Annotated in this window: 12 protein-coding genes; all 12 read right to left on the bottom strand. The window is 60.0% G+C overall.

The features are described from left to right. Window positions 1-24: 24 nt before the first annotated feature. Entirely contained in the window at window positions 25-768 is a 744-nt protein-coding gene (locus VGL38_12560; GenBank protein HEY3296252.1) for a hypothetical protein, read from the bottom strand. 61 nt (window positions 769-829) lie between these two features. Then, window positions 830-5,707 (bottom strand): Ig-like domain-containing protein, encoded by a 4,878-nt coding sequence (locus VGL38_12555; GenBank protein HEY3296251.1) that lies wholly within the window; start codon window positions 5,705-5,707, stop codon window positions 830-832. Window positions 5,708-5,719: 12 nt separating this feature from the next. Continuing rightward, window positions 5,720-7,093 (bottom strand): sigma-54 dependent transcriptional regulator, encoded by a 1,374-nt coding sequence (locus VGL38_12550; protein ID HEY3296250.1) that lies wholly within the window; start codon window positions 7,091-7,093, stop codon window positions 5,720-5,722. A gap of 310 nt (window positions 7,094-7,403) precedes the next feature. Beyond that, window positions 7,404-7,823, bottom strand: coding sequence for a prepilin-type N-terminal cleavage/methylation domain-containing protein (locus VGL38_12545; GenBank protein HEY3296249.1), 420 nt, complete (start codon window positions 7,821-7,823; stop codon window positions 7,404-7,406). Between the two features lie 229 nt (window positions 7,824-8,052). Then, a complete protein-coding gene (locus VGL38_12540) occupies window positions 8,053-9,417 on the bottom strand; it encodes a sigma-54 dependent transcriptional regulator (GenBank protein HEY3296248.1) in 1,365 nt (454 codons plus the stop codon). Between the two features lie 6 nt (window positions 9,418-9,423). Continuing rightward, complete coding sequence (locus VGL38_12535) at window positions 9,424-10,968, bottom strand: histidine kinase dimerization/phospho-acceptor domain-containing protein (GenBank protein HEY3296247.1); 1,545 nt, start codon at window positions 10,966-10,968, stop codon at window positions 9,424-9,426. A 5-nt stretch (window positions 10,969-10,973) separates the two neighbouring features. Next, on the bottom strand, window positions 10,974-12,176 hold the full coding sequence (locus tag VGL38_12530) for a type II secretion system F family protein (GenBank protein HEY3296246.1): 1,203 nt from the start codon (window positions 12,174-12,176) through the stop codon (window positions 10,974-10,976). Between the two features lie 18 nt (window positions 12,177-12,194). Beyond that, a complete protein-coding gene (locus tag VGL38_12525; protein ID HEY3296245.1) occupies window positions 12,195-13,310 on the bottom strand; it encodes a type IV pilus twitching motility protein PilT in 1,116 nt (371 codons plus the stop codon). Window positions 13,311-13,338: 28 nt separating this feature from the next. Continuing rightward, entirely contained in the window at window positions 13,339-14,232 is an 894-nt protein-coding gene (locus VGL38_12520; protein ID HEY3296244.1) for a hypothetical protein, read from the bottom strand. A gap of 13 nt (window positions 14,233-14,245) precedes the next feature. Then, the gene (pilB, locus tag VGL38_12515) at window positions 14,246-15,940 is read right to left on the bottom strand and encodes a type IV-A pilus assembly ATPase PilB (protein HEY3296243.1); all 1,695 of its coding nucleotides are present in this window, start codon (window positions 15,938-15,940) and stop codon (window positions 14,246-14,248) included. Between the two features lie 251 nt (window positions 15,941-16,191). Next, window positions 16,192-17,265 carry a DUF933 domain-containing protein gene (locus VGL38_12510; GenBank protein ID HEY3296242.1) on the bottom strand — a complete coding sequence of 358 codons (1,074 nt, stop codon included), beginning with the start codon at window positions 17,263-17,265 and terminating at the stop codon, window positions 16,192-16,194. A gap of 443 nt (window positions 17,266-17,708) precedes the next feature. Next, window positions 17,709-19,805, bottom strand: a complete 2,097-nt coding sequence (locus VGL38_12505) for a T9SS type A sorting domain-containing protein (protein HEY3296241.1) — start codon at window positions 19,803-19,805, stop codon at window positions 17,709-17,711. Window positions 19,806-20,071 lie beyond the last annotated feature (266 nt).

Below are 20,071 nucleotides of genomic sequence, written 5' to 3'. Positions count from 1 at the left end.
CCTCCGTTCAACTCCTGCCGCGATCTACTTCAGCACCTGCGCCACGCCGAGGCTGAGCGTCCAGATTCCCGCCGGCGTCGTCATGCCTTCCGCCGTCAGCGAATAGCCGTCGGGCAGTTTCCATTCGAGACCGAGAATCCCGCGCACCGGCTGCTGCCCGTCCGCATAGCTGGTCTGCCCGCCCGCCGCCGGAAAGGCCCGGCCATGCATGGCCACCATCACGTCGCGCCGTCCGAAGAAGAACGGCTTGGCCACTCCCAGATACGGCACCAGCGGACCCACACGCGCGCCCACCGCCACGGACGGCGCAACTTCATGCCAGATGTACTTGCTGCTCACGGTCTGAATGCCATTCGACGAACTACCCTTGGGTTGAAATCCCGTGTACTGCAGCCCGCAAATGGCCTGGTACCGCGGTGATCCCAGAGGAAATCCCGCCCGCGCCCCGGCGCCCCACGCGAACGACCAGTTCGAGCGGAAATCCGAATAGCCGCCGTACAGATTGTTGAACCCAAGATTCGACGTCCCCAACATCGCCGACAGGTCCACATTGGACAGCACTCCGTAGCGCGCCGACAGAAACATCCGGTCGGATGTGCCCTCCTGCGATCCGCTTCCCGACGGCGAGACCGTCTTCAACGTCACCTTCGACGCTTCCACCGTCATCGCGGTCATCTGACTTCCTACCGGGAAGATCGGGCCGCCCACCATGCCCCACGCCGTGCAGGCACAGAGGATTAGCGTTGCGGCGATAAAAACGGTTTTCATGAAAACCCTCATTGTTTCCGTTTGCGTGCAATCCACCTTCGATCCGTTCCGCCCAGCGTGGCTACGGCAATGCCGCTCGCAGCGTAAACGTCTCGGTAAACGTGTAGACGTCGGCCTGCCTCGTGTCCACGGTAATCAGTACCGGTGAAGCCGCGTCGTCATCGGTTACGGTCAGGTTGTTGAAGAAACTGATGGCGAAACTCGTGTCGCCCGGACACCCCACCGTGATCTCGCTCGGATAAATCATTCCGTGGTTCGCCGAGAAACTCAACGTGGACCCGGCCACGAGCGGCCAGAAGTCCGGATCGAAGGCCGCCACCGTAATCACCGCATTCTGGCCGATGAACAACGTCCGCGTTGTGTCACTGCCGTTGACGGTGGCGCTGCGCACTTCAAGAATGGGCTGGCCGTAATTGAACCGCACATCCGTCGTCGCCCACACCGTAATGCTGTCGCCTGCGGCATTCACTCCCGCGGACGACACCATCACCTTGGCCACACCCGGCATGGTCGGCGTGGGAGAACAGAGAATCGCTCCCGCCTGGTTCGGATCCGTCAGCGTGTTCAGCCAGCGGTCGATGCTCGGCAGCGGATGTCCCGAGTAGAGCGTTACCCGCGCGAAGCCCAGCGAATCGGTGTAACCCGTCGCCGTGGTAATCACGCCGCCCGACGTGGTGAAATACACCGCCGTTCCCGCGGTCACCGGGTTGTTGTAGCGGTCGCCTACCAGTGCCACGAGGCTCACCGAATCGCCCACCACGTCCATACCGAACATGTTGCACGGGCTCGGGGCCAAGGACATGTGGCTGGTTTCGCAGGGATTCGTCAGGTCTTCCATGTAAGGCGGGCCGGCATAGACGAGGATCTCGGTCGACACCGCGCTCACGCTGCCGCAGATGGCGCGAATTCGCGCGCTGCCCGACACCGTGCCGCTGCTGTAAGCCACGGAAGCCTGTCCGTTGATCGTGGACACCACGCCCGTCGTCGAAAGGAAATCTCCTCCACCCGGCGAACTGGCGATGTTGAACGTCACCGCCGTGCCGTCAACCACAGGATTGTTGTTGGCGTCGCGCACCGTCGCCGTGATCAGCAGCGTCTCGTTGCGACCGCTGCCGCGTACGCCCACCGAGCCCGGGTTGTAGCTCATGGAAATGCTGTTGGCTCCGCCGGGAATCAGGTAGACCGTGTAATTGTCCTGAATGCCGCCGATGAACGCGGTCACCTGCGCCGCGCCGGTCTGCGAAGACGTAAAGGCCACACGGGCATTGCCGCCGGCATCCGTCACGCGGCTGGCGGTAATGTTGCCGATGGTCGTGGTAAAGTGGACCTCCACGTTGGCCAGTGCATGGCCGATCGCGTCGGTGACATGCGCCGTCATCGTATCCACGGCAATGCCGTTGGCGCTCAGCGTGTCCCGCTGTGCCGTCAGCACAATCGCCCCCGGATCGCCCACCGTATAGGTCAGCGATACGCTGTCTCGCACGCTGGCGTTGGCCTCGGACCATGCGGTCACGCGCACCGAGCCCGGCGTGCTTCCCGAGGTCAGAACGTTCGTTGCCACGCCGCCATGAGTCGTGCGCATGGTTTCGAGGGAACCGTACTGCGGCGGAATCGAGAAATGAATCTGAGTGCCGTCAGGCACGGGGTTTCCGTCCTGATCTGTGACCACCGCCGTTACCGTCGAGCTCGCCGAATTGTTGGCAGGCAGCACCGTCGGCGTCGCCGAAAGAGACAGGGTTGTCGGTGTCGAAGCGTAGAACGTTACGGTCGCGGTGTCGGTAATCACGTTGCCGAAGCGCGAGATGACCGTGGCGATGCCCGCCGTATTGGCGGACGTCAACGTTACGGTGGCCCGCCCGGAGGAATCCGTCATGCCGCTCGCGGGAATAGAACCCAGGGAGGATCCGAAGTTCACCGCCATGCCCGGAATCGCGACCATCGTGCTTGCGCGCACCAGATGGGCGGTAATCTGTGTCGCCGACGTGCCGTTCGCCGGAAGCGTCGTCTCCGCAGCGGTCACGTCCAACCGCACGCCGCGCAGCAACATTTGCTTCAGGTCGCTGTCGCGGGTAATCGCCACCGTCAGGTCCACGTTTTGATCGTGGTCCATCGGCGCGCTGTAATACGTGGCAATAGCCTGTCCGTTTTGGTCGGTCATGGAGCTGGGCGGATCGAAGGTTCCGCCGCCCGTTGCCGTAAACGTCACAGCGGTGTTCGGCACACGCTGCCCGCTCGGATTGAAGATAATCGCGGTGACCGGCGTCGAAGAGACACCGTCCGCCAGAAGCTCGTATTGCCCCACCGTCACAAACAGCGTGTCCGCCAGCGTTCCCGTCAGGCGCAGCCCGGTCTGAGCGCGCAGCGTATCGCCGTAAACGGTCGTAATGGAAACATCACCTTCCTGCGGAGCGCTGCGGTAGGTTGCCGTCGCAATGCCGCTGCTGTTGGTCACGCCGGTGCCGACAATCGCGCCGATGCTCGCCGCAAAATGCACGGTGGCGTTGGGCACGGCAAAGCCGCTGGTCGTCTCGCGCACCAGCACATTCGCGTTGGTCGTGCTTTGACCGTCTGCCGGCAGGTCCGTGGTATCGGCCCACGCCGTCAGGCTCACACCCAGCAGCCGCATCACCCGCGTATCCGAGTGCGTGCCAATGGTGGCGCTGACGTTTTGCGTGGCATCCGTGGTCGAGGCGCCGCTCACATAGAGCGCATGCGCCTGTCCCGCCGAGTCCGTAATCGTCGTTCCGCCGATCAGGAGTCCAAGTCCCGCGTCGTAGTGCCACGAGACTCCCGCCCCCTGCACCGGAAGGCCGCCGGCATCGGACGCCAGCACGGTCATCATCGCCGTGGAGATGCCGTCCGCCAGTACGCTGGGGCTGCTGGAAAACACAGCCACGCCCGCGACGTCGGGCACGGTGAAGGTCACTTCGCCGTATCCGGAAGCGCCGCTCGTCGAGGCCACAACGCCGCAAAGACCGGACTGCCGTGAGCTATAGAGATTCGTCGTAAAGGTTCCATCCGTGCCTGTGAAGCCCGACGCCGGATTCACCTGTCCAAGAGTAGACGTCACGGAGACGGCCACGCCGCCCGACAGCGGATTTCCGAATGCGTCCGTCACACGGCTGGTGATCCGCGTATGGCTGGTGCCATCCGCCGGCAACTGCGCGTCCGTGGGCGTCACCTGAATCAGAGCCGCCGGACCCGCCACGTACGTCACCACGCGCATATCGCTCAACGTCTGCGCCGTGGCCGTAATCGTATCCGGTCCCACCTGGGTCGGACTGGTCAATGTGGCATAGGCGTATCCGCCTTCGGTGGTCGTCGTGTACAGAGAGTTCGTTCGTCCGGGCCTGTCCGCGCGCCGCACGGATTTCGCCGCGGCGTTCGGGTTGTCTTTGCGGTTGCGCGCCAGCACGGGATTCCAAGCGCTGCTGCGCGCCATCGTGAGGTTACCGCTCTTTTGGAGCAGCGGCGTCGCAGTCGCGGTAATCACACCGAGGTGCGAGTTGAACGTTACGGGAGTGCCGTCCGAAACGGGCCGCCCTTCCACGTCCAGCACGGCCGCGCGCAGCGCGGATTGCGATGTGCCGTCCGCACTCAATTGGAGTGGATTGGCGCTGAGACTCAGCGTTGCCGCAACGGTGGCCTTCAAATAGATGTTGGCGTTGCCGTGGGCATTCCCCTGAGTGGCCACGACCGTCGCCGGGCCAATCGCCAGCCCCGCGCGGAAAATCGCCGCCGCCCGGCCATCCGGCCCGGTGGTGGAGGCTTCCGTAACTGTGCCCCCTTGCGCCGTAAAGCTCACCGGAGTGCCTTCCGACACGGGATTGCCGTACGAATCGCGCACCAGTGCGCTGATGGCCGCGGTGCTGCTATTATCGGCAAACAGAGTGTCCGCCGTCGAACTCACCAGCACTGATGTCGCGGGTCCCGGAACAATGGCTACGTCCGTACTGCCCTGCACCGTGCCGCCCGTGGTGGCACTCACCGTGGCCATGCCCGTCGTCGGAGACGAGTGCAGCACCGCAGTCGCCACGCCGGATTGTGTCCGCGCCGTCAAATTGCTGAGAGTGCCGCGCGTCGTGCCGAAAAAGACTACCGTATTGTCGCTGATGGGCCGGTTGCTCGCATCCAGCACATAGGCCGTAATTGTTGTACTGTCGTTTCCGGCGTTCAGCGTCGGTTTGGCCGCGCTAAGCCGGATATCGCTTGCCGCCGCAGGCTGCAGAAAAGAGACCCGCAAGCTGTCCTGAGTCGAGTTGTGCGTCGCACCCACTACCGCGATGCCGATTTCCGTGGTGGAAACCAGAGTGGCAACGGCTGTACCCGATAAGGAGTCCGTGATCACAGGAGACGTAATGGACCCGATGCTGGTGGAGAAGAAGATTTCTGCCCCCACAATCGGATTATGCGCCTCATTGCGCAGACGGGCGTAGACCCGCGTGCGCGAGACGCCGTTGTCCGCAAAAAGCGTATCCGAGTCCACCCACAGCGAGAGCAGCCCTTCGCCCGCGGGAATGGCGCTGACGCGGATCGCATTCGTCCGCATTTCGGCCATACTCAGCAGTTCTGTCCGCACCAGAATCTCCCCGCTGTCGGCGGGGGCCGTGATCGTTGCGCGCGCCCATCCCGCCTGATCGCAGTGGATGGTGGTGTCGGCGTGATTTCCGCCGAGCGCGCCGCGACTCACGCTGAACCGCACGTTTTCGCTGACTGCCGGTTCATTGCTCTCATTCAAGACCAGCGCATTCACGGTGGCCGTTCCGCCGGGAACGACAATCGCAGGATCCACAAACACCGTATCCAGGAACGTGAGAACCTGTCGGTTTGTGCCTGTGGGGCTGATGTCTCCCTTTTGCTCACAGCCAAGCCAGAGCATGACTGCCGCCAGCGTCAAGGCCGGGAGCCACACACGATATGCCCTACGGCTCTGCTTCACGTCCAATCCTCCTTATGAGCAGTTGTATTCTTTGAGCTTGTACAGCAGGGACCGGTGCGAAATTTCCAGCAATTTCGCCGCGCGGGTGCGGTTATTGTTCGTCAGCTTCAGCGCCCTCGCAATCAGTTCCTGCTCGATGCGCGGAACCAACTCGGCCAGAGCCTGCTTGATGCTGAGCCGTTCATCCGGAATATCCACGTGGAAATCCTCGGAGGCCCGCTTCACTTCCTGCGGTAAGGAATCCGCGGTGATTGTGTTTGAATCGCACAGCACAACCGCCCGTTCAATAATGTTCTGAAGTTCGCGCACATTGCCCGGCCACGCGTACTTCACCAAGAGCTGCATCGCGTCCGGCGAAACGTCCACCGTGTCCGGCCCGCGATTCAATTTCTTCAGAAAATGGTGTACCAGCAGTGGAATGTCCTCCGCGCGCTCGCGCAGTGGCGGCATCACAATGGGGATAATGTTCAACCGGTAGAAGAGATCCTCCCGGAACCGCCCCGCCCGTACTTCCGTTGCCAGCACCCGCGATGTGGCGGCGATGATCCGCACATCTACAGTGATTTCGTTCGTGTCCCCCAGCCGCCGCATTTTGCCTTCCTGCAGAACGCGCAGCAGCTTCACCTGCAAGGAAAGCGGCAGTTCGCCGATCTCATCTAAAAGCAGCGTCCCCCCGTTGGCCTCCTCGAACAATCCCTTCTTCGTGCGAACCGCGCCGCTGAACGCGCCCTTTGCGTAGCCGAACAGTTCGGACTCCAGCAGCGTCTCCGGAATCGCCGCGCAATTGATGGTTATGAAGGGGCTGTTCCGCACCCGGCTGCGTAGATGCACCAGCCGTGCCACAACTTCCTTGCCCGTCCCGGATTCCCCCGTAATCAACACCGTGCTGTTGAACGGCCCGATCCGCTCCACCTTCTGAAAAATGTCACGCATCACTTGCGATTTTCCCACGACATTATCGAAGGAGTAGCGATCACCGACCTCCTGCCGCAGCCGCGCATTCTCGAGCCGCAAACGTTGACGCTCCAGGGCCTTGGCGATGGTCATGTCGATCATCTCGGGCGTCAAATCTTCTTTCGCCACGTAATCGAACGCACCCGACTTGATGGCCTGAACCGCGCTGTGCACAAAGCCATAGGCCGTCATCATCACAATCGGCGTCTCACGGTTCACCGTCTTCATCTGCACCAGAATCTCAACCCCGTCCTTATTCGGAAGACGATGATCGAGAAACACCAGATCGAACTCCTCTTCAGTGAACGCATCCAGCGCCGCCGTGCCGTCACCGGCGGTGACCACCTGGTAATCGTGCTCCTCAAGATGATGCTTAAGGAAGTCACGATAGTCCTGTTCATCTTCTACGATCAGGATCTTGACGTCTGACATGGACACCCGGCTGCTTTAGTGGAATGAGGACCTGTCAGTGCAACGTTTTGCAAGGCGTGTGCCATATGCAATCGGGATTCGCAACGTCAAACTCTGCAATCAATTGCAGGGACGAGGGGGGTGTACTCCGTTGCCGCCTCGCAACCGCGTGCAGAGTGCACGGCGCAAATTGCCGCACAGTGCGGTGCCTTCCTGCCCTGTCCAAACGCACAAGAGCCTCCGGACGTTTTCCGGAGGCTCTCTGGCTTGAACCCTACTGTTTGTTATATCATCTCCGCGCCTGTGCGCGGCCCATGATGGAGGCGCGTCGTTACTGCGCCACGCCGTCCGGTGTCGCCGTCAGCACCGACGCTGCGTTGTCCAGCGCCGTCACCTGAATCGAATAGGTCGTCGGGGTCGCGCCACCGTTATACGTGTACGTAAAGGCCGCGAAGTTCGCTCCCGAAGGCAGCGACATGTACGGATTTCCCTGCGGATCCACGAGCACCGTCGGGGCGTTCGCCTGGGTCATGGCAGCCGGATAGTCCGCATAGTCGATTTCGTACATTCCGAGGGCCTGACGATACTGGTCAAGGTCCGCACGGGCGGCACCGACACGCGCACGGTCCTGCGCACCCATGAAGCGCGGAACGGCAACGGCGGCCAGAATACCGATGATCACGATCACGACCAACAATTCGATCAGGGTAAAACCTCTGCGGGCGTTCTTGCTGCGAATGGCTTTCAACATGATTCCTCCGAATGGTCTATTGTGTTACTGGTTGGTTTCGCGTTCTGTTATTTACATTGGCAAGGCTTGTGCCAGTCCCTGCCGTCGCCGCCTAATCTCACCGTCGTTCAACACTTAGCTCTCCCTCACGCTCTGCTGATCCGCCTTTCCCCTGCGATTCGCGCGGGCATTTTGCAACGTGTCATGCATCTCGCCGCGTGCAGATAAACCTCCCGTCGCCGTTTCCCGACTACTTCGGCACATCAATCCCGTACCGTTGCAGTTTCCGGTAAATGGTCGATGGGTCAATACCCAGAATCTCCGACGCTCTCTTCTTCTGCCAGCCGGTCTCCTCGAGCACCCGCAGCAAATAGGCTCGTTCCACATCCTCAAGTGTCCCGTGACCCCCGTCACCGTTGCCGGCATAACTGCCGCTCTGCGCCGATTGGATCTTCCCCGGCAGGATCGATGCTTCCAATACCATCTCCTCGGAGAGGATTACCGCCCGTTCAATGGTGTTCTCCAGCTCCCGCACATTTCCCGGCCATCCGTAACTGATGAACAGCCGCCGCGCCTCTTCGGAGAGCGTCTTGCGTGTCAACCCGTGCCGCCGGCACGCGCGGTCAAGAAAGTGGTCCGTCAATTCCAGAATATCATCCCGTCGCTCCCGCAGCGGCTTAATATGGATCGGAATCACCGATAGCCGGTAGAACAGATCCGCGCGAAATTCCCCTGTGCGCTGCTTCTCCTCCAGATCGGCGTTGGTCGCGGCGATCACCCGCGCGTCGATCTTCACCGGACGCGTCGCACCCAGAGGCAGAATCTCCCGTTCCTGCAGCGCTCGCAGCAGTTTGACCTGCAGCGCCGGAGACATATCTCCCACTTCATCGAGGAATAGCGTCCCGCCGTTGGCCACCTTGAAGAGCCCTTCTTTATCCCGCACCGCGCCGGTAAAGCTCCCACGCACGTGCCCGAAGAGTTCGCTTTCCAGCAGCGTATCCGGCAGCGCGCCGCAATTCACGGTGACGAATTCACCGAGAGATCGCTCCGAGAGTTGATGTATCACCTGCGCCACCACCTCTTTGCCCGTGCCGGACTCTCCCGTAATCAGCACCGTAGAGTCCGACGGAGCGACGCGGTGAATCAGATCCATCAGCGCGCGCATCTCCGGAGAGCCGCCGATCAGCCGCGGAACACCGCCTTCTTCCAGCAGTTTCGCCTTCAGTTTCCGGTTTTCCTTGCGCAGCGCGATAGCATCCAACGCCTTTTCCACCACCGAGCGGATCTCCTCCACCTGGAACGGCTTGGTGATGTAATCCGCGGCGCCCAGCCGCAGTGCCTCCACCGCCGAGTCCAGCGATGCAAAGGCGGTCATGACCACCACGCCGAGTTCCGGATACCGGTGTCGTGCCTCCCGCACCAGATCGATGCCGTTCATTTCCGGCATCCGCAGATCGGTGATCAGCATATTGTAGGACTCCTCCTCGAGCTGCGTCAGCGCATCTCGCCCGGAGGTCGTAGCCCGTACCCGGTAGCCATCCTTGCTCAGCAGCAGGGTGAGAAACTCGCCCATACTGCGCTCATCGTCCACGATGAGGATCTTTTCTTTGGCCATGGTGACTTATATGGCTAATTCGAACCAGGTCCCAACTCCCGGCTCGCTGTGCAATGTGAGCTTGCCGCCATGCGCGTGAACTGCGCGCATGGCCGTTGGAAGCGCAAGCCCATTCGATAACCGATGCGATTCCGAGAAGGGCCGGAAGGCCGCCTCGCGGGCCGCAGCGGTAATGCTTTTGTCACACAGAGTGAAGCGCACGCTTCGTCCGCGAAGCTCGCCCTCTTCAATCCGGATCTCTCCCTTCCCCTCCGCCCACTCCGCCAGAGTAAGCAGAACCGTCTCCACCACCAGCGTCAACTGATCGCCGTCGAACTCCGCCGGAAGGTCGCGCCCCAGCATATCTCTGGCCACGATCCCCGGGCCGGCATCGTGCATCCGTGCCTGAACGAATGCCCTCAGATCTCCCTTTTGCTTGCGCGGCGGCTCCATGTGTGAGAAGACCAGAAAGTCCCGCAAAAGTCCGTTCAGCCGGTCCGATTCCCGCAGCGCCAGTTCCAGGTACGGGCTCATCTCGCCCGGTTCCTTCTCCGAGAGCTTGATCACCTCCACGCAGCCACGCACCGTCGCCAGTGGATTGCGGATTTCGTGCGCCAAATCCTGCGAGAGCTTGCCGATGTCCGCCAGCCGCTCCCGGTCACGCTCCAGCCGCTCCGCCTCTTTCATCCGGCTCAGGTCGCTGAGCAGTACAATATGGCCGCGTCGCTGCCCGTCTGCCGTCATGAGAGCCGACACCGAGATCCCCACGGGCTTTTTGCTGGCGGGAAGAAGCAGCTCTTCCTCTGCCTTCCCCCCATCATCCAGTTGCAAACAGCAATCGCGATAGGCCTTCCCCACAGGAACATCCGCCGCAAACACCGGTTCGACGTCAGGAGCCGATGTTGTGGCGTCAAGCCCCAGGACAGAGAGACTGGCCGGGTTCACGTACAGGGTTTTGTCCTCGCTGTCCAGTACGACTACGCCCGTGCCCAGAGAATCCAGAATCGCCTGCGTGTCGAGCCGTGTCCGTTCCAGTTCGCCCAGTGTGCGCTGGTGCGTCCGTTCACGATCCCGCAGCTTCTCGAACACATAAGAGGAGAGCACCGCCGTCAGCAGGAAGTTCACCGCATAGATGAACGCATTCAGACTGTGCTCCGCCATGAACTGTGTCGACAGCCCATAATACAGCCAGACAATACCCGCCGACGAGAGCGCCGCCGTCCATAAGCTTCCCGGTAATCCTGTCAACAGCCCCGCCGAGCCGATGGAAAAGAAATAGAGGAAGACAAATTCGCTGCGCGCGCCCCCGGTATACCTCAGAATCAGGGTGTCCAGCACGACCGCCCCGGTCAGCGCAAACCAGCTTTGAGCCTTGGCCGGCGGCCGCCGGTGAAACCATTCCCAGCAGCCGAGACTCAGCGTGGTATTGGCAAAGAACAATCCCCAATAAGGCCAGGCGCTGTCCGCTTCTGTGCGGAACAGCCCGCCGACTCCCAGCAGCACGGTCGCAAACACGAGCCGTGCCGCAAGAAAGGTGGAGAAATTCTCCCGTGTTCCGAAGGTGATGCGCATACCGATTACTTAATCGCGCCAATCATATCGAACATCGGCAAATACATGGACACGAGCAGGCCGCCGATCACGCCGCCCATCAGCACGATCACCACCGGCTCGATCAAGGCCGTCATCGCCGACACGGCAGCGTCCACCTCTTCATCATAGAAGTCGGCGATCTTGCCCAGCATCTCCGCCAGACGTCCGGTCTGCTCGCCCACGGCCACAAGCTGCACAACCATCGGCGGAAATACTCCCGATTCTCCGAGCGGTGAGGTGATATTCTTACCTTCTGAAATCGAACGCCGCACCTTGTCGATCGCGTTCTGCACCACCATATTGCCCGCCGTCTTGGCGGTAATGTCCAATCCGTGCAGAATCGGCACGCCCGAGGAAATCAGCACACCCAATGTCCGGCTGAAACGGGCAATCGCCGTCTTCTGAATGACCTTGCCGATCACGGGGGACTTGAACAGAAACTTGTCCACGGCCAGCTTTCCCGAATCTGTCTTGCGCCAGCGCTTAAACATGAAGAACCCGATAATCATCACGCCCAGGCCGGGGAGAAATGTCTTGCGCACGACAAGGGACAGCGCGAGCACGAACTTTGTCGGTCCGGGCAGCTCGGCGCCCAGGTCCGCGAACATCTTGGCGAACACCGGAATGACCTTGATGAGCATGAAGATCGTTGCTCCCGAGGCCACACAGGCAATCACCGCCGGATAAATCATCGCGCCCTTCACCTTGCGCGCGAGGGCGTCGGCCTTTTCAAGATAGACCGCCAGCCGCTGAAAGACCATGGCCAACGCGCCGCCGGCTTCGCCTGCGGCCACCATGTGCACAAATAGATTGTCGAAGACTTTCTTCTGCTTGGCCATAGCTTCCGCCAGCGACGTACCACCGGAAACGGAATTGTGCACGTCCGCAATAGCCTTGCGGAACGTCTTGTTCTTGGTCTGATCCACCAGAATCTGCAAGCACATATCAATGGGCAGACCGGCATTCACCATGGTGCCGAAAAGCCGGGCAAAGATCTTCAGATCCTTCACGCCGACACTCTTGGCCATGCCACCCATGGCCAGATCCTTGGGCTTGTTGCGCACGTCGGCAACGACAATCTTTCGCTGCCGCAGCTTGGCAATGGCGTCCTGCTTATCTTTCGCGTCGATCTCGCCCGCGACGGATTTTGCGCCCTGTGTGCGACCGTTATATACGAAGACCGGCATGGTATCCCTCTCGCTTTCTTATCTGTCCATTCGACCGGCCAAATTGCGCGCCCGGTCTCCCGGATTGGGCCGCGCCATTCCGCACATCCGCTCCAGTTCTTCCGGAAGGTTCGAAACGTTGAGCGCGCGCTCCACCGACACCTGGCCATTCGTCACCAGATCGTGCAGCGACATGTTCAACGTCAGCATACCGTATTTCTGCGAAACCTGAAGCACGCCGTACATTTCGTGGACTTTGTTCTCCCGGATCAGCGCCCGGATCGCCGGTGTGCATACCATGACCTCTGCGGCCATGGTCACACCGTTGCCCGCCTTCTTGGGAAGCAGCTTCTGCGTCATCACCGCCTCCAGCGTCATGGCAAGCTGCGCGCGCACCTGTCCCTGCTGGTGCGGCGGAAACACGTCAATAATGCGGTTGACGGACTCCGTGGCTGAGTTGGTGTGCAGCGTCGCGAACACCAAGTGGCCGGTTTCCGCGGCGGTAAGCGCCGCCTGAATGGTTTCAAGGTCGCGCATTTCACCGACCATGATCACGTCGGGGTCCTGCCGCAACACGTATTTGAGGGCCGTGGCAAAACTCTTCGTGTCCGCGCCGACTTCACGCTGGTTGACAATCGCCTGCTTGTGCGCGTGGATGTACTCCACCGGATCTTCGATAGTGATGATATGCACCGGCCGTTCGGAGTTGATGCGGTCGATGATCGCCGCCAGCGTGGTGGACTTGCCCGAACCCGTCGGCCCCGTCACCAGCACCAGCCCCTTGGGCTTCATCGGAAAGGCTTGGCAGATTTTGGGCAGCTTGAGCTGCTCGATGGTCGGAATCTTGAAGGGGATCGCGCGGATAACGGTCGTCAGGGAGCCCCGCTGAAAGAAGACGTTGCCTCTGAAACGGGACAGCCCGTCCACGCCGAAGGCAAAGTCCACTTCGAAATCCATCTCCAGCCGCTTCTGCTGCTTGTCCGTCAGAATGCTGTAGGCCAGGGCCTTGCATTGCTCCGGGGAGAGCGGTTCGTATTTGAGCGCCACAATCTGCTGGTCGACGCGGATGCGCGGCGCGCTGTTCACCGTAATGTGCAGGTCGCTGCCGTGGGCGTCGATCAGCTCGCGCAGCAAGGTTCGTATGTCGAGACTCATTCCATGCTCCTTGATAGTATTCGCGCTCTTACACCCCTGAGTTGGCGATCAGCTCGTGGCGAACCAGCGCCAATCCCGTCGAACTCAGCATTCGCTTAACCACGTCCATTCTGTCCGCAAACTCCGCGGCGACGATTCGCTCCGTCAGGACGAGGTTGATGTCATGCTGTGCATCATATCCCTCGATGACCAACTGCAGCGCCTCTTCTCCCGGCGTCGAGTCCGGCACCCGCTCCATGTCATATTTCAGAGTCAGGATGCCGGCATCGGTGACGCGCTTCAGAAATCGCAGAATCGGCTCATTATCCCACTTGCTGTTGTTCATCCCCAGCGAGCCCGGAATCAGCCGGTAAATGTGCTGGCCGTCAATGTCAAACGGCGCCGGCACCGCCGAGAACTTGTCCGGCCACTCCTGATAGCTGTTCTCGTCCATCAGCAGGCTGTTGGCCGCGCTCCGCCACGCCGCCTGATTGGCGCGCCGCACCAGCCCCGAAGCGCGCACACAGCGCAGAGATCCCGCCGCAAGGATATCCACCCCCGATGCCAGCCCCAGCTTCACGCCGATGCGCATGGTCTGGAGTCCGAAGCGCCCATTAAACTCCGGCAGCCCGCTGAGCAATGCTCCACAGGTGCGGCTCGATCCCTGCACCGAATTGAACAGCAGAACGCTGACCTCCGGTGAATAGGCGAGCAAGGTGCCGCCGCCCGCCGCCGCGCTCGCCGATATATAGCGGCGCATTTCCCGCGCGAACAACCCGAGATCCGGCGCGTGCTCCGCCTGCAGGACCACACGGTCGGCCTGCACCGAGAGCACCGCATAGTTGCGGCGGTATTTTTCCTTGCGGCGATCCAACTCCTCTTCGAGATGCAAAATCTCGTCGAGGGTCAGATCGTTCAGGCAGAGTGAAAGTCGGCTTCTCATGGCACGAATCCTGTCATGTGTCTCCTGTCACGCGGAGAACTTCTTCAATGGTGGTTATGCCTCGCTCAAATTTTTTGATGGCTCCGGTCCGCAGTGTCAGCATACCTTCGCTGACCGCCGCCGCCTCCAATTCCGCAGGCGGCTTCCCGTCGAGAATCATGGTGCGCAGCTTGGGCGTGATCGGCATCACTTCATAAATACCTGATCGTCCGCGGTAGCCGGAGTTGTTGCATTCGATGCATCCGGCTCCTCGATAGAATATCTTCCCGCGCGCCTGCTCGGGATCGATTCCTGCCTCCGTCAGCGCCTCGGGATGCACCTCGACCGGAGCCTTGCACTTGGTGCAGATCTTCCGGATGAGCCGCTGGGCTACAATCAAAGACAGCGACGACGACACAAGGAATCGCTCGATTCCCATATCCGTCAGTCGTGAAATGGTCGCGCAGGCCGAGTTCGTGTGCAGCGTTGAGAGCACCAAGTGCCCGGTGAGCGCCGCGCGTACCGCAATCGAGCCTGTCTCCAGATCACGGATTTCGCCGATCATGATGATGTCCGGGTCCTGCCGCAAGAACGCTTTCAACGCCGCTGAGAAGGTCAAGCCCACTTCGTCGCGCACCAGCACCTGATTCAATCCGGAGAAGTTGTACTCCACCGGGTCTTCCGCGCTCATTGTGTTTACCGTCGGCGTATTCAGCTTGGCCAGCACGCTGTACAGTGTGGTGGTCTTGCCCGATCCCGTGGGACCCGTGACGAGAATCATGCCGTACGGCAGGCGGATGGCCCGCGCGAAATCTTCCAGGGCATGCTCTTCGAATCCGAAGGTCGAGAGATCGAGGGTCAGGTTGCTCTTATCCAGAATACGCATCACGACTTTCTCTCCGAACAGCGTGGGCAGCGTGGAGACACGGAGGTCGATGGTGCGGTCTGAGAGTTTCATCTTGATATGGCCATCCTGCGGCACGCGGCGCTCCGCGATGTTGAGGTTAGCCATGATCTTGGCGCGGGAAATGATCGCGTTGCGCATGTGCAGCGGCGGCGACATGACCTCGGTCAGCATGCCGTCCACACGGAAGCGGATGCGAAGCTGGGTCTCGTAGGGCTCGATATGAATATCCGACGCGCCCTTCTGCACGGCGTCGGCGATGATGCCGTCCAGCAGTTTGACCACCGGCGCGGCTTCGATCTCTTCCTTGAGTTTGTCCGCTTCCGTTTCCTGCCGGTCGGGCACGATCTCCGCCCCAACATCATCGCCGATGTCCTTGAGGATCTTGTCCAGCGTCCCGCCCATGTGGTAGTACATCTCGATGGCGCGAAGGAATTGCGTCTCGGTGACGACGACCGGCTGAACGTTAAAGCCCGTGATGAACTTTATGTCCTCAACGACGAAATCAATGCTCGGATCCACCAGCGCGACCTGCAGAATCTTGCCCGTGCGTTTGACGGGCAGCGCCTGATATTTCTGGACGAACTCGGGCGAGAGCAGTTTGCGCACGACCTCGGGAACCTCGACGCCTTCAAGGTCCATTCTCTGCAAATCATAGTAGCTCGCCAGAAAAGACGCGATCTGCTCCTCCGTGATCACGCCGAGCTTGCACAGCTCCGTGACGACCGAGTTGCCGGAGTCCTTCTGCCGGGATTTGAAAAGCAGATACTGTTCCTGACTGATGAGACTGTTGTTCATCAGCAGGTTTGGAACGCGCGAGTTCATGGGGCCGTCGATCCGTTTCCGTTATCAAACGTCATTGGCATCCTGCAATTGATCCGCTCCAGACTTTGCAAATCGCATACCACGGAGCGGTAGCGCGCGGGATTCTGCAAGGGCGCTGCGAAGGGGAAACGTGCTTCAAAGACGATGCGCTGAGAGGGGCGCGTGCGAGAGCGGTGTGCGAGTGGAAGGGCAAACAACGAAAAACCCGGCCATAGGGCCGGGTTTTGTGCGAGAGGTCGCTGTAACGTCTGCTAACCGCTGTGCCTGATCACGAGGATGTCGCCGTCTTTCACCGGGTACTCCTTGCCTTCGAGCCGTAGCAGGCCCTTGGCCTTGCAGCCGGGGTAACCCCCTTCCCGTACGAAGTCATCGAAGTGGACGACTTCGGCCCGTATGAAACCCTTTGCGAGGTCGGTATGAATCACTCCGGCGGCTTCCTGCGCGGTGTCGCCCTTGTGGATCGGCCAGGCGCGGGACTCTTTGTCACCGGTGGTGAGGAAGCTCTGCAGGCCGAGCAGATCGAAGCTGGCACGGAGCACGCGGTCGCGGGCGAGTTCGGTGACGCCGAGATCGGACATGAAGGCTTCCTGCTCATCGCGGGGCAGGCGGGCGATGTCTCCTTCGAGGGCGGCGGAGAGAGCGATGACCTGAATGTGATAGTGTTTGAGGTCGTCGCCCAGCTTGTGGAGATCGGTGGACGCGAGCATGTCTTCGGCGGCATTGACCACGGCCAGCAGCGGTTTTTCGGAGAGAAACTGAAAGCCGCGCAGAGCCTTCTGCTCATTGTGCTCGAGTTCGAGAATCCGTAGAGGTTTGCCTTCACCGAGGTGAGCATGGGCCTTGGTGAGCAGGTCCAATTCGGCCTTCTCTTCGGGCAGCGGGGCTTTGACGCGGCGCTGTTTCTGCAAGCGTTCGAGGCGGTTCTCGAGAATGATCATGTCGGCGAGGACAAGTTCATCCTGCACGGCGATGATGTCCCGCAGCGGATTAACGCCGCCGGGCTGGTCCTCGGCGCCGAAGGCCCGCACGACGAGCAGCAAGGCATCGGTGGTCTTGATGCCGCCGTCCATGGCGGCGCGGAACCAGTCGGTCTTGGATGCTCCGGCTTCGAGGGCAGGAGTGTCCACATACTCGACGGTGACATAGATGCTCTTTTTGGAGCTGGACATTTCGGAGAGCTTGTCCACGCGGGCATCGGGCACGTGCGTAACGCCGTGCTGGACTTCATGCTTGAAGGCATCTTCCGGCTTGGGGATGGTGCCGGTGAGCAGGTGAAACGTGGTGGTTTTGCCGGACCGCGCGGGGCCGATGATACCGATATTCATAAGAAAGGATGAGGGATGAAGGATGAAGGATGAAAGAAAGGCCCTCTGAAAAGGCTGAAATGAAGAAGGCTATTGGACTTGACTCATGGTGCGAAAAAAAGGCGCGCGAAAATATTTTTTACCAAACGAACTGGGTTACTTATTGATTTTGTTGTTAGTGCGGTTATTTTTAGAGGCGCAAATTGCGTAAATCATGCATCTGCCGCGTATTAAGATTTTCGGGGGATGGGGAAAGGCGTTTGGTAATATATGAACATTTGTACCGGAAGTCAAATTGAGGTGGAGTTGGAAAATAGGGAATTAGGAATTGCGAAATGGGAAATTTGAAATGGAAATAGGAAAAGGGAGGCCGAGCGGGGTTTCGGCGAGTGTGTTTTTTGTGCGGGCGGGTCTGAGATCCGCCCCTCCGACAACCGCCGAATGGGCGGTTAGAGTGCAGCGGGTTAACGCAGCAACACCAGTTTGCGAATTTGGGATGATTCTCCAGATTGCAGTTTGGCAAAGTAGATGCCCGAGGACAGGGTCGTAGCATCAAAGCGGTGCTGATGCTCTCCGGCAGTCATTCGTCCCAAGTTTTGCTGATAGACGCTGCGCCCCAGCACATCAAACACCTCCAGCGTCACCTCGGAGGATGCGGGCAGCGTGAAGGAAAGCGTGGTGGTGGGGTTGAAGGGATTGGGGAAGCAGGAAAGGCTGAAGGATGAAGGCGGAAGGATGAAGGACGGCGGTGCGGCATCCGCTGAGTCGTGCAGATCGAAGCAGGCCAGCCACGTATAATCCCCTTCGCGTGGACCGGGCATGAGAGCATTCGGCGTGGTGGGAAAATCTGGCGACCATGTTGCGCCTGCGAACCAGACATGTCGCAAATCATGCAGGGCTATGCTTTGTTCATAGCACGGTTCATCGCCATTGCTGCCACTGAGATATGTACTATAGAGGAGCGTTGACAAATCCGCAGATAACCGTGCGACATACAAATCAAGCGCGGCTTCATACTCGCCGGGGTGGTACGTGCGCTGGTAAGCGTCTGGCGAAAGCGGGAAGTTGGCGCTGCGTGTGCATCCGGTTATGAGGACGGACCTGTCCGCAGCCGCGGCAATTGACGGTCCGCCTTCCATGCCTGAGCCTCCCAAAAAAGTTCCTGCGATTAGTGTTGAAGGCAAGGCAACCTCGATCACAAAGGCGTCGAATTGGGAATCAGGAGCCGACTGATACCCCCCGCTTGGCATGGCAAAACCGGGAGCGGCTGCCCAAGAGACGCCAGCCAGCAAGACATGAGAACTGTCCAACGCCTGAACCTGGTAAACTTGATCGCCGCTTCGCGGGATTTGGTTGCCGAAGTATGAGGCATATTCAACCGTCGGAGGCCGCATACGGAGACGCGCAAAGAAAGGTGGTGTCTGCGCGACGAATCCAGGAAAGAGAGCATCGGGCGTGACCGGCAGACCCGATGAATCACTCTGCCCGCAAAGCCAGACCGCACCGCCGGGCTGTGCAAAGGGGATGGGATAGTTAACGGGAAAATACGACGAAAACAACACCTGCATTTGATGCAGATCGAAAGCCGCCAATATGGACGCATCGCTTCCATGTGGCGTCGTATAGAGCGCATTCTCCGTTAGCGGAAAGTCCTGAGACTGGGACAGCGCGGTAATGTAGAGGATTCCGTCCGGGCCAAGACTGCTCACCGCATTATCTTCTCTGCTACTGCCCCCCCAATATGATCCCCAAAGAAGCTGACCGCCATCAGCAGACAATGCTGCCAGCCCAATATCGCTGTTACCGCCCAATGTGGTGTCAAAGCCGTTGGCGGTCACCGGCCAATTGTTCCATACTTCGCTGCCGACCAGCACCAACGATTGATCTGTGTCCAAAGATAGCGTCACCTTAAAGGCTCCGCCACAATACGTGGAAAAGCGCAGCGAGTCTCCGCCGGGACTGAATTTGGTGACGAATCCGTTCTGGCCGACCCAGTGGTCTTCATAGACTCCCGGCGTCGTAGGAAAGTTGTGCGACTCGGTGCTACCAGCCACAATCGGGCACTCCGCAGAATCCAACGTCACCACGCCCGGGTTATCAAATCCCCCCGTGCCCCAAAAGGTACTGTAGATAAGTTCCGGATCAATCACTACCTCATTTGTCGCATCGTATGGCCCTAACACAAACTGGTAACCATCCTCAGCGGTCAGTTCATAGCGGCAGGGGATTTCGGTCTGGGTGTGGTTAATGTTCTGATAGGCAAAGGGGGCTTGTTCCTTGACTGTACCCAGCGACGTGGACAAGAGCAAACTGCCGTTTGCATCTACGGCGATGGGGGTGTCCTGGCCTTCGTAGCGGAGCTGGATCTGATTGGGATCGGCACCGGGGTGAAGGTGGTAGACGGTTTCGATGCCGACGGGCGCACCGACGGGCACACCGACGGGCACACTGCTGTGTGCCCCTACGGAATTGGCATTCATATTCATATTGATATGGATGCGGTACTGGACGTCGATTCCCGGCCAGACGTCTTTGGCGGTGACGGTGCGATAGTGGCCCACACGGGATCGCCACTTGCAGCTATCCTTGGACAGGAAGTAGTTGCTGTAGCTGGGGAGTTTGTCTTCGCCGGTTAAGATGGGGGTGGGGTTGGCGCTCTGGTAGGATAGGCGGAGGACGTGACCTTTTACTGTGCGTGGTGTAGGCGAGTCCCCGAGAGATCCTGCATCCCGCAGACGGGCTGCAGGATGACAAGTGAAAGGGTAACGGTCTGCAGGTCGAAGACTCCGGTGGAGTCCACGGACTCTAACGAGATGACAAGATAAGG

It is taken from the genome of bacterium (assembly GCA_036504735.1).
Lineage (GTDB): Bacteria > Electryoneota > RPQS01 > RPQS01 > RPQS01 > DASXUQ01.
The sequence above is the reverse complement of the archived record's forward strand: the minus strand, read 5'-3'. Positions and strand labels throughout refer to the sequence as shown.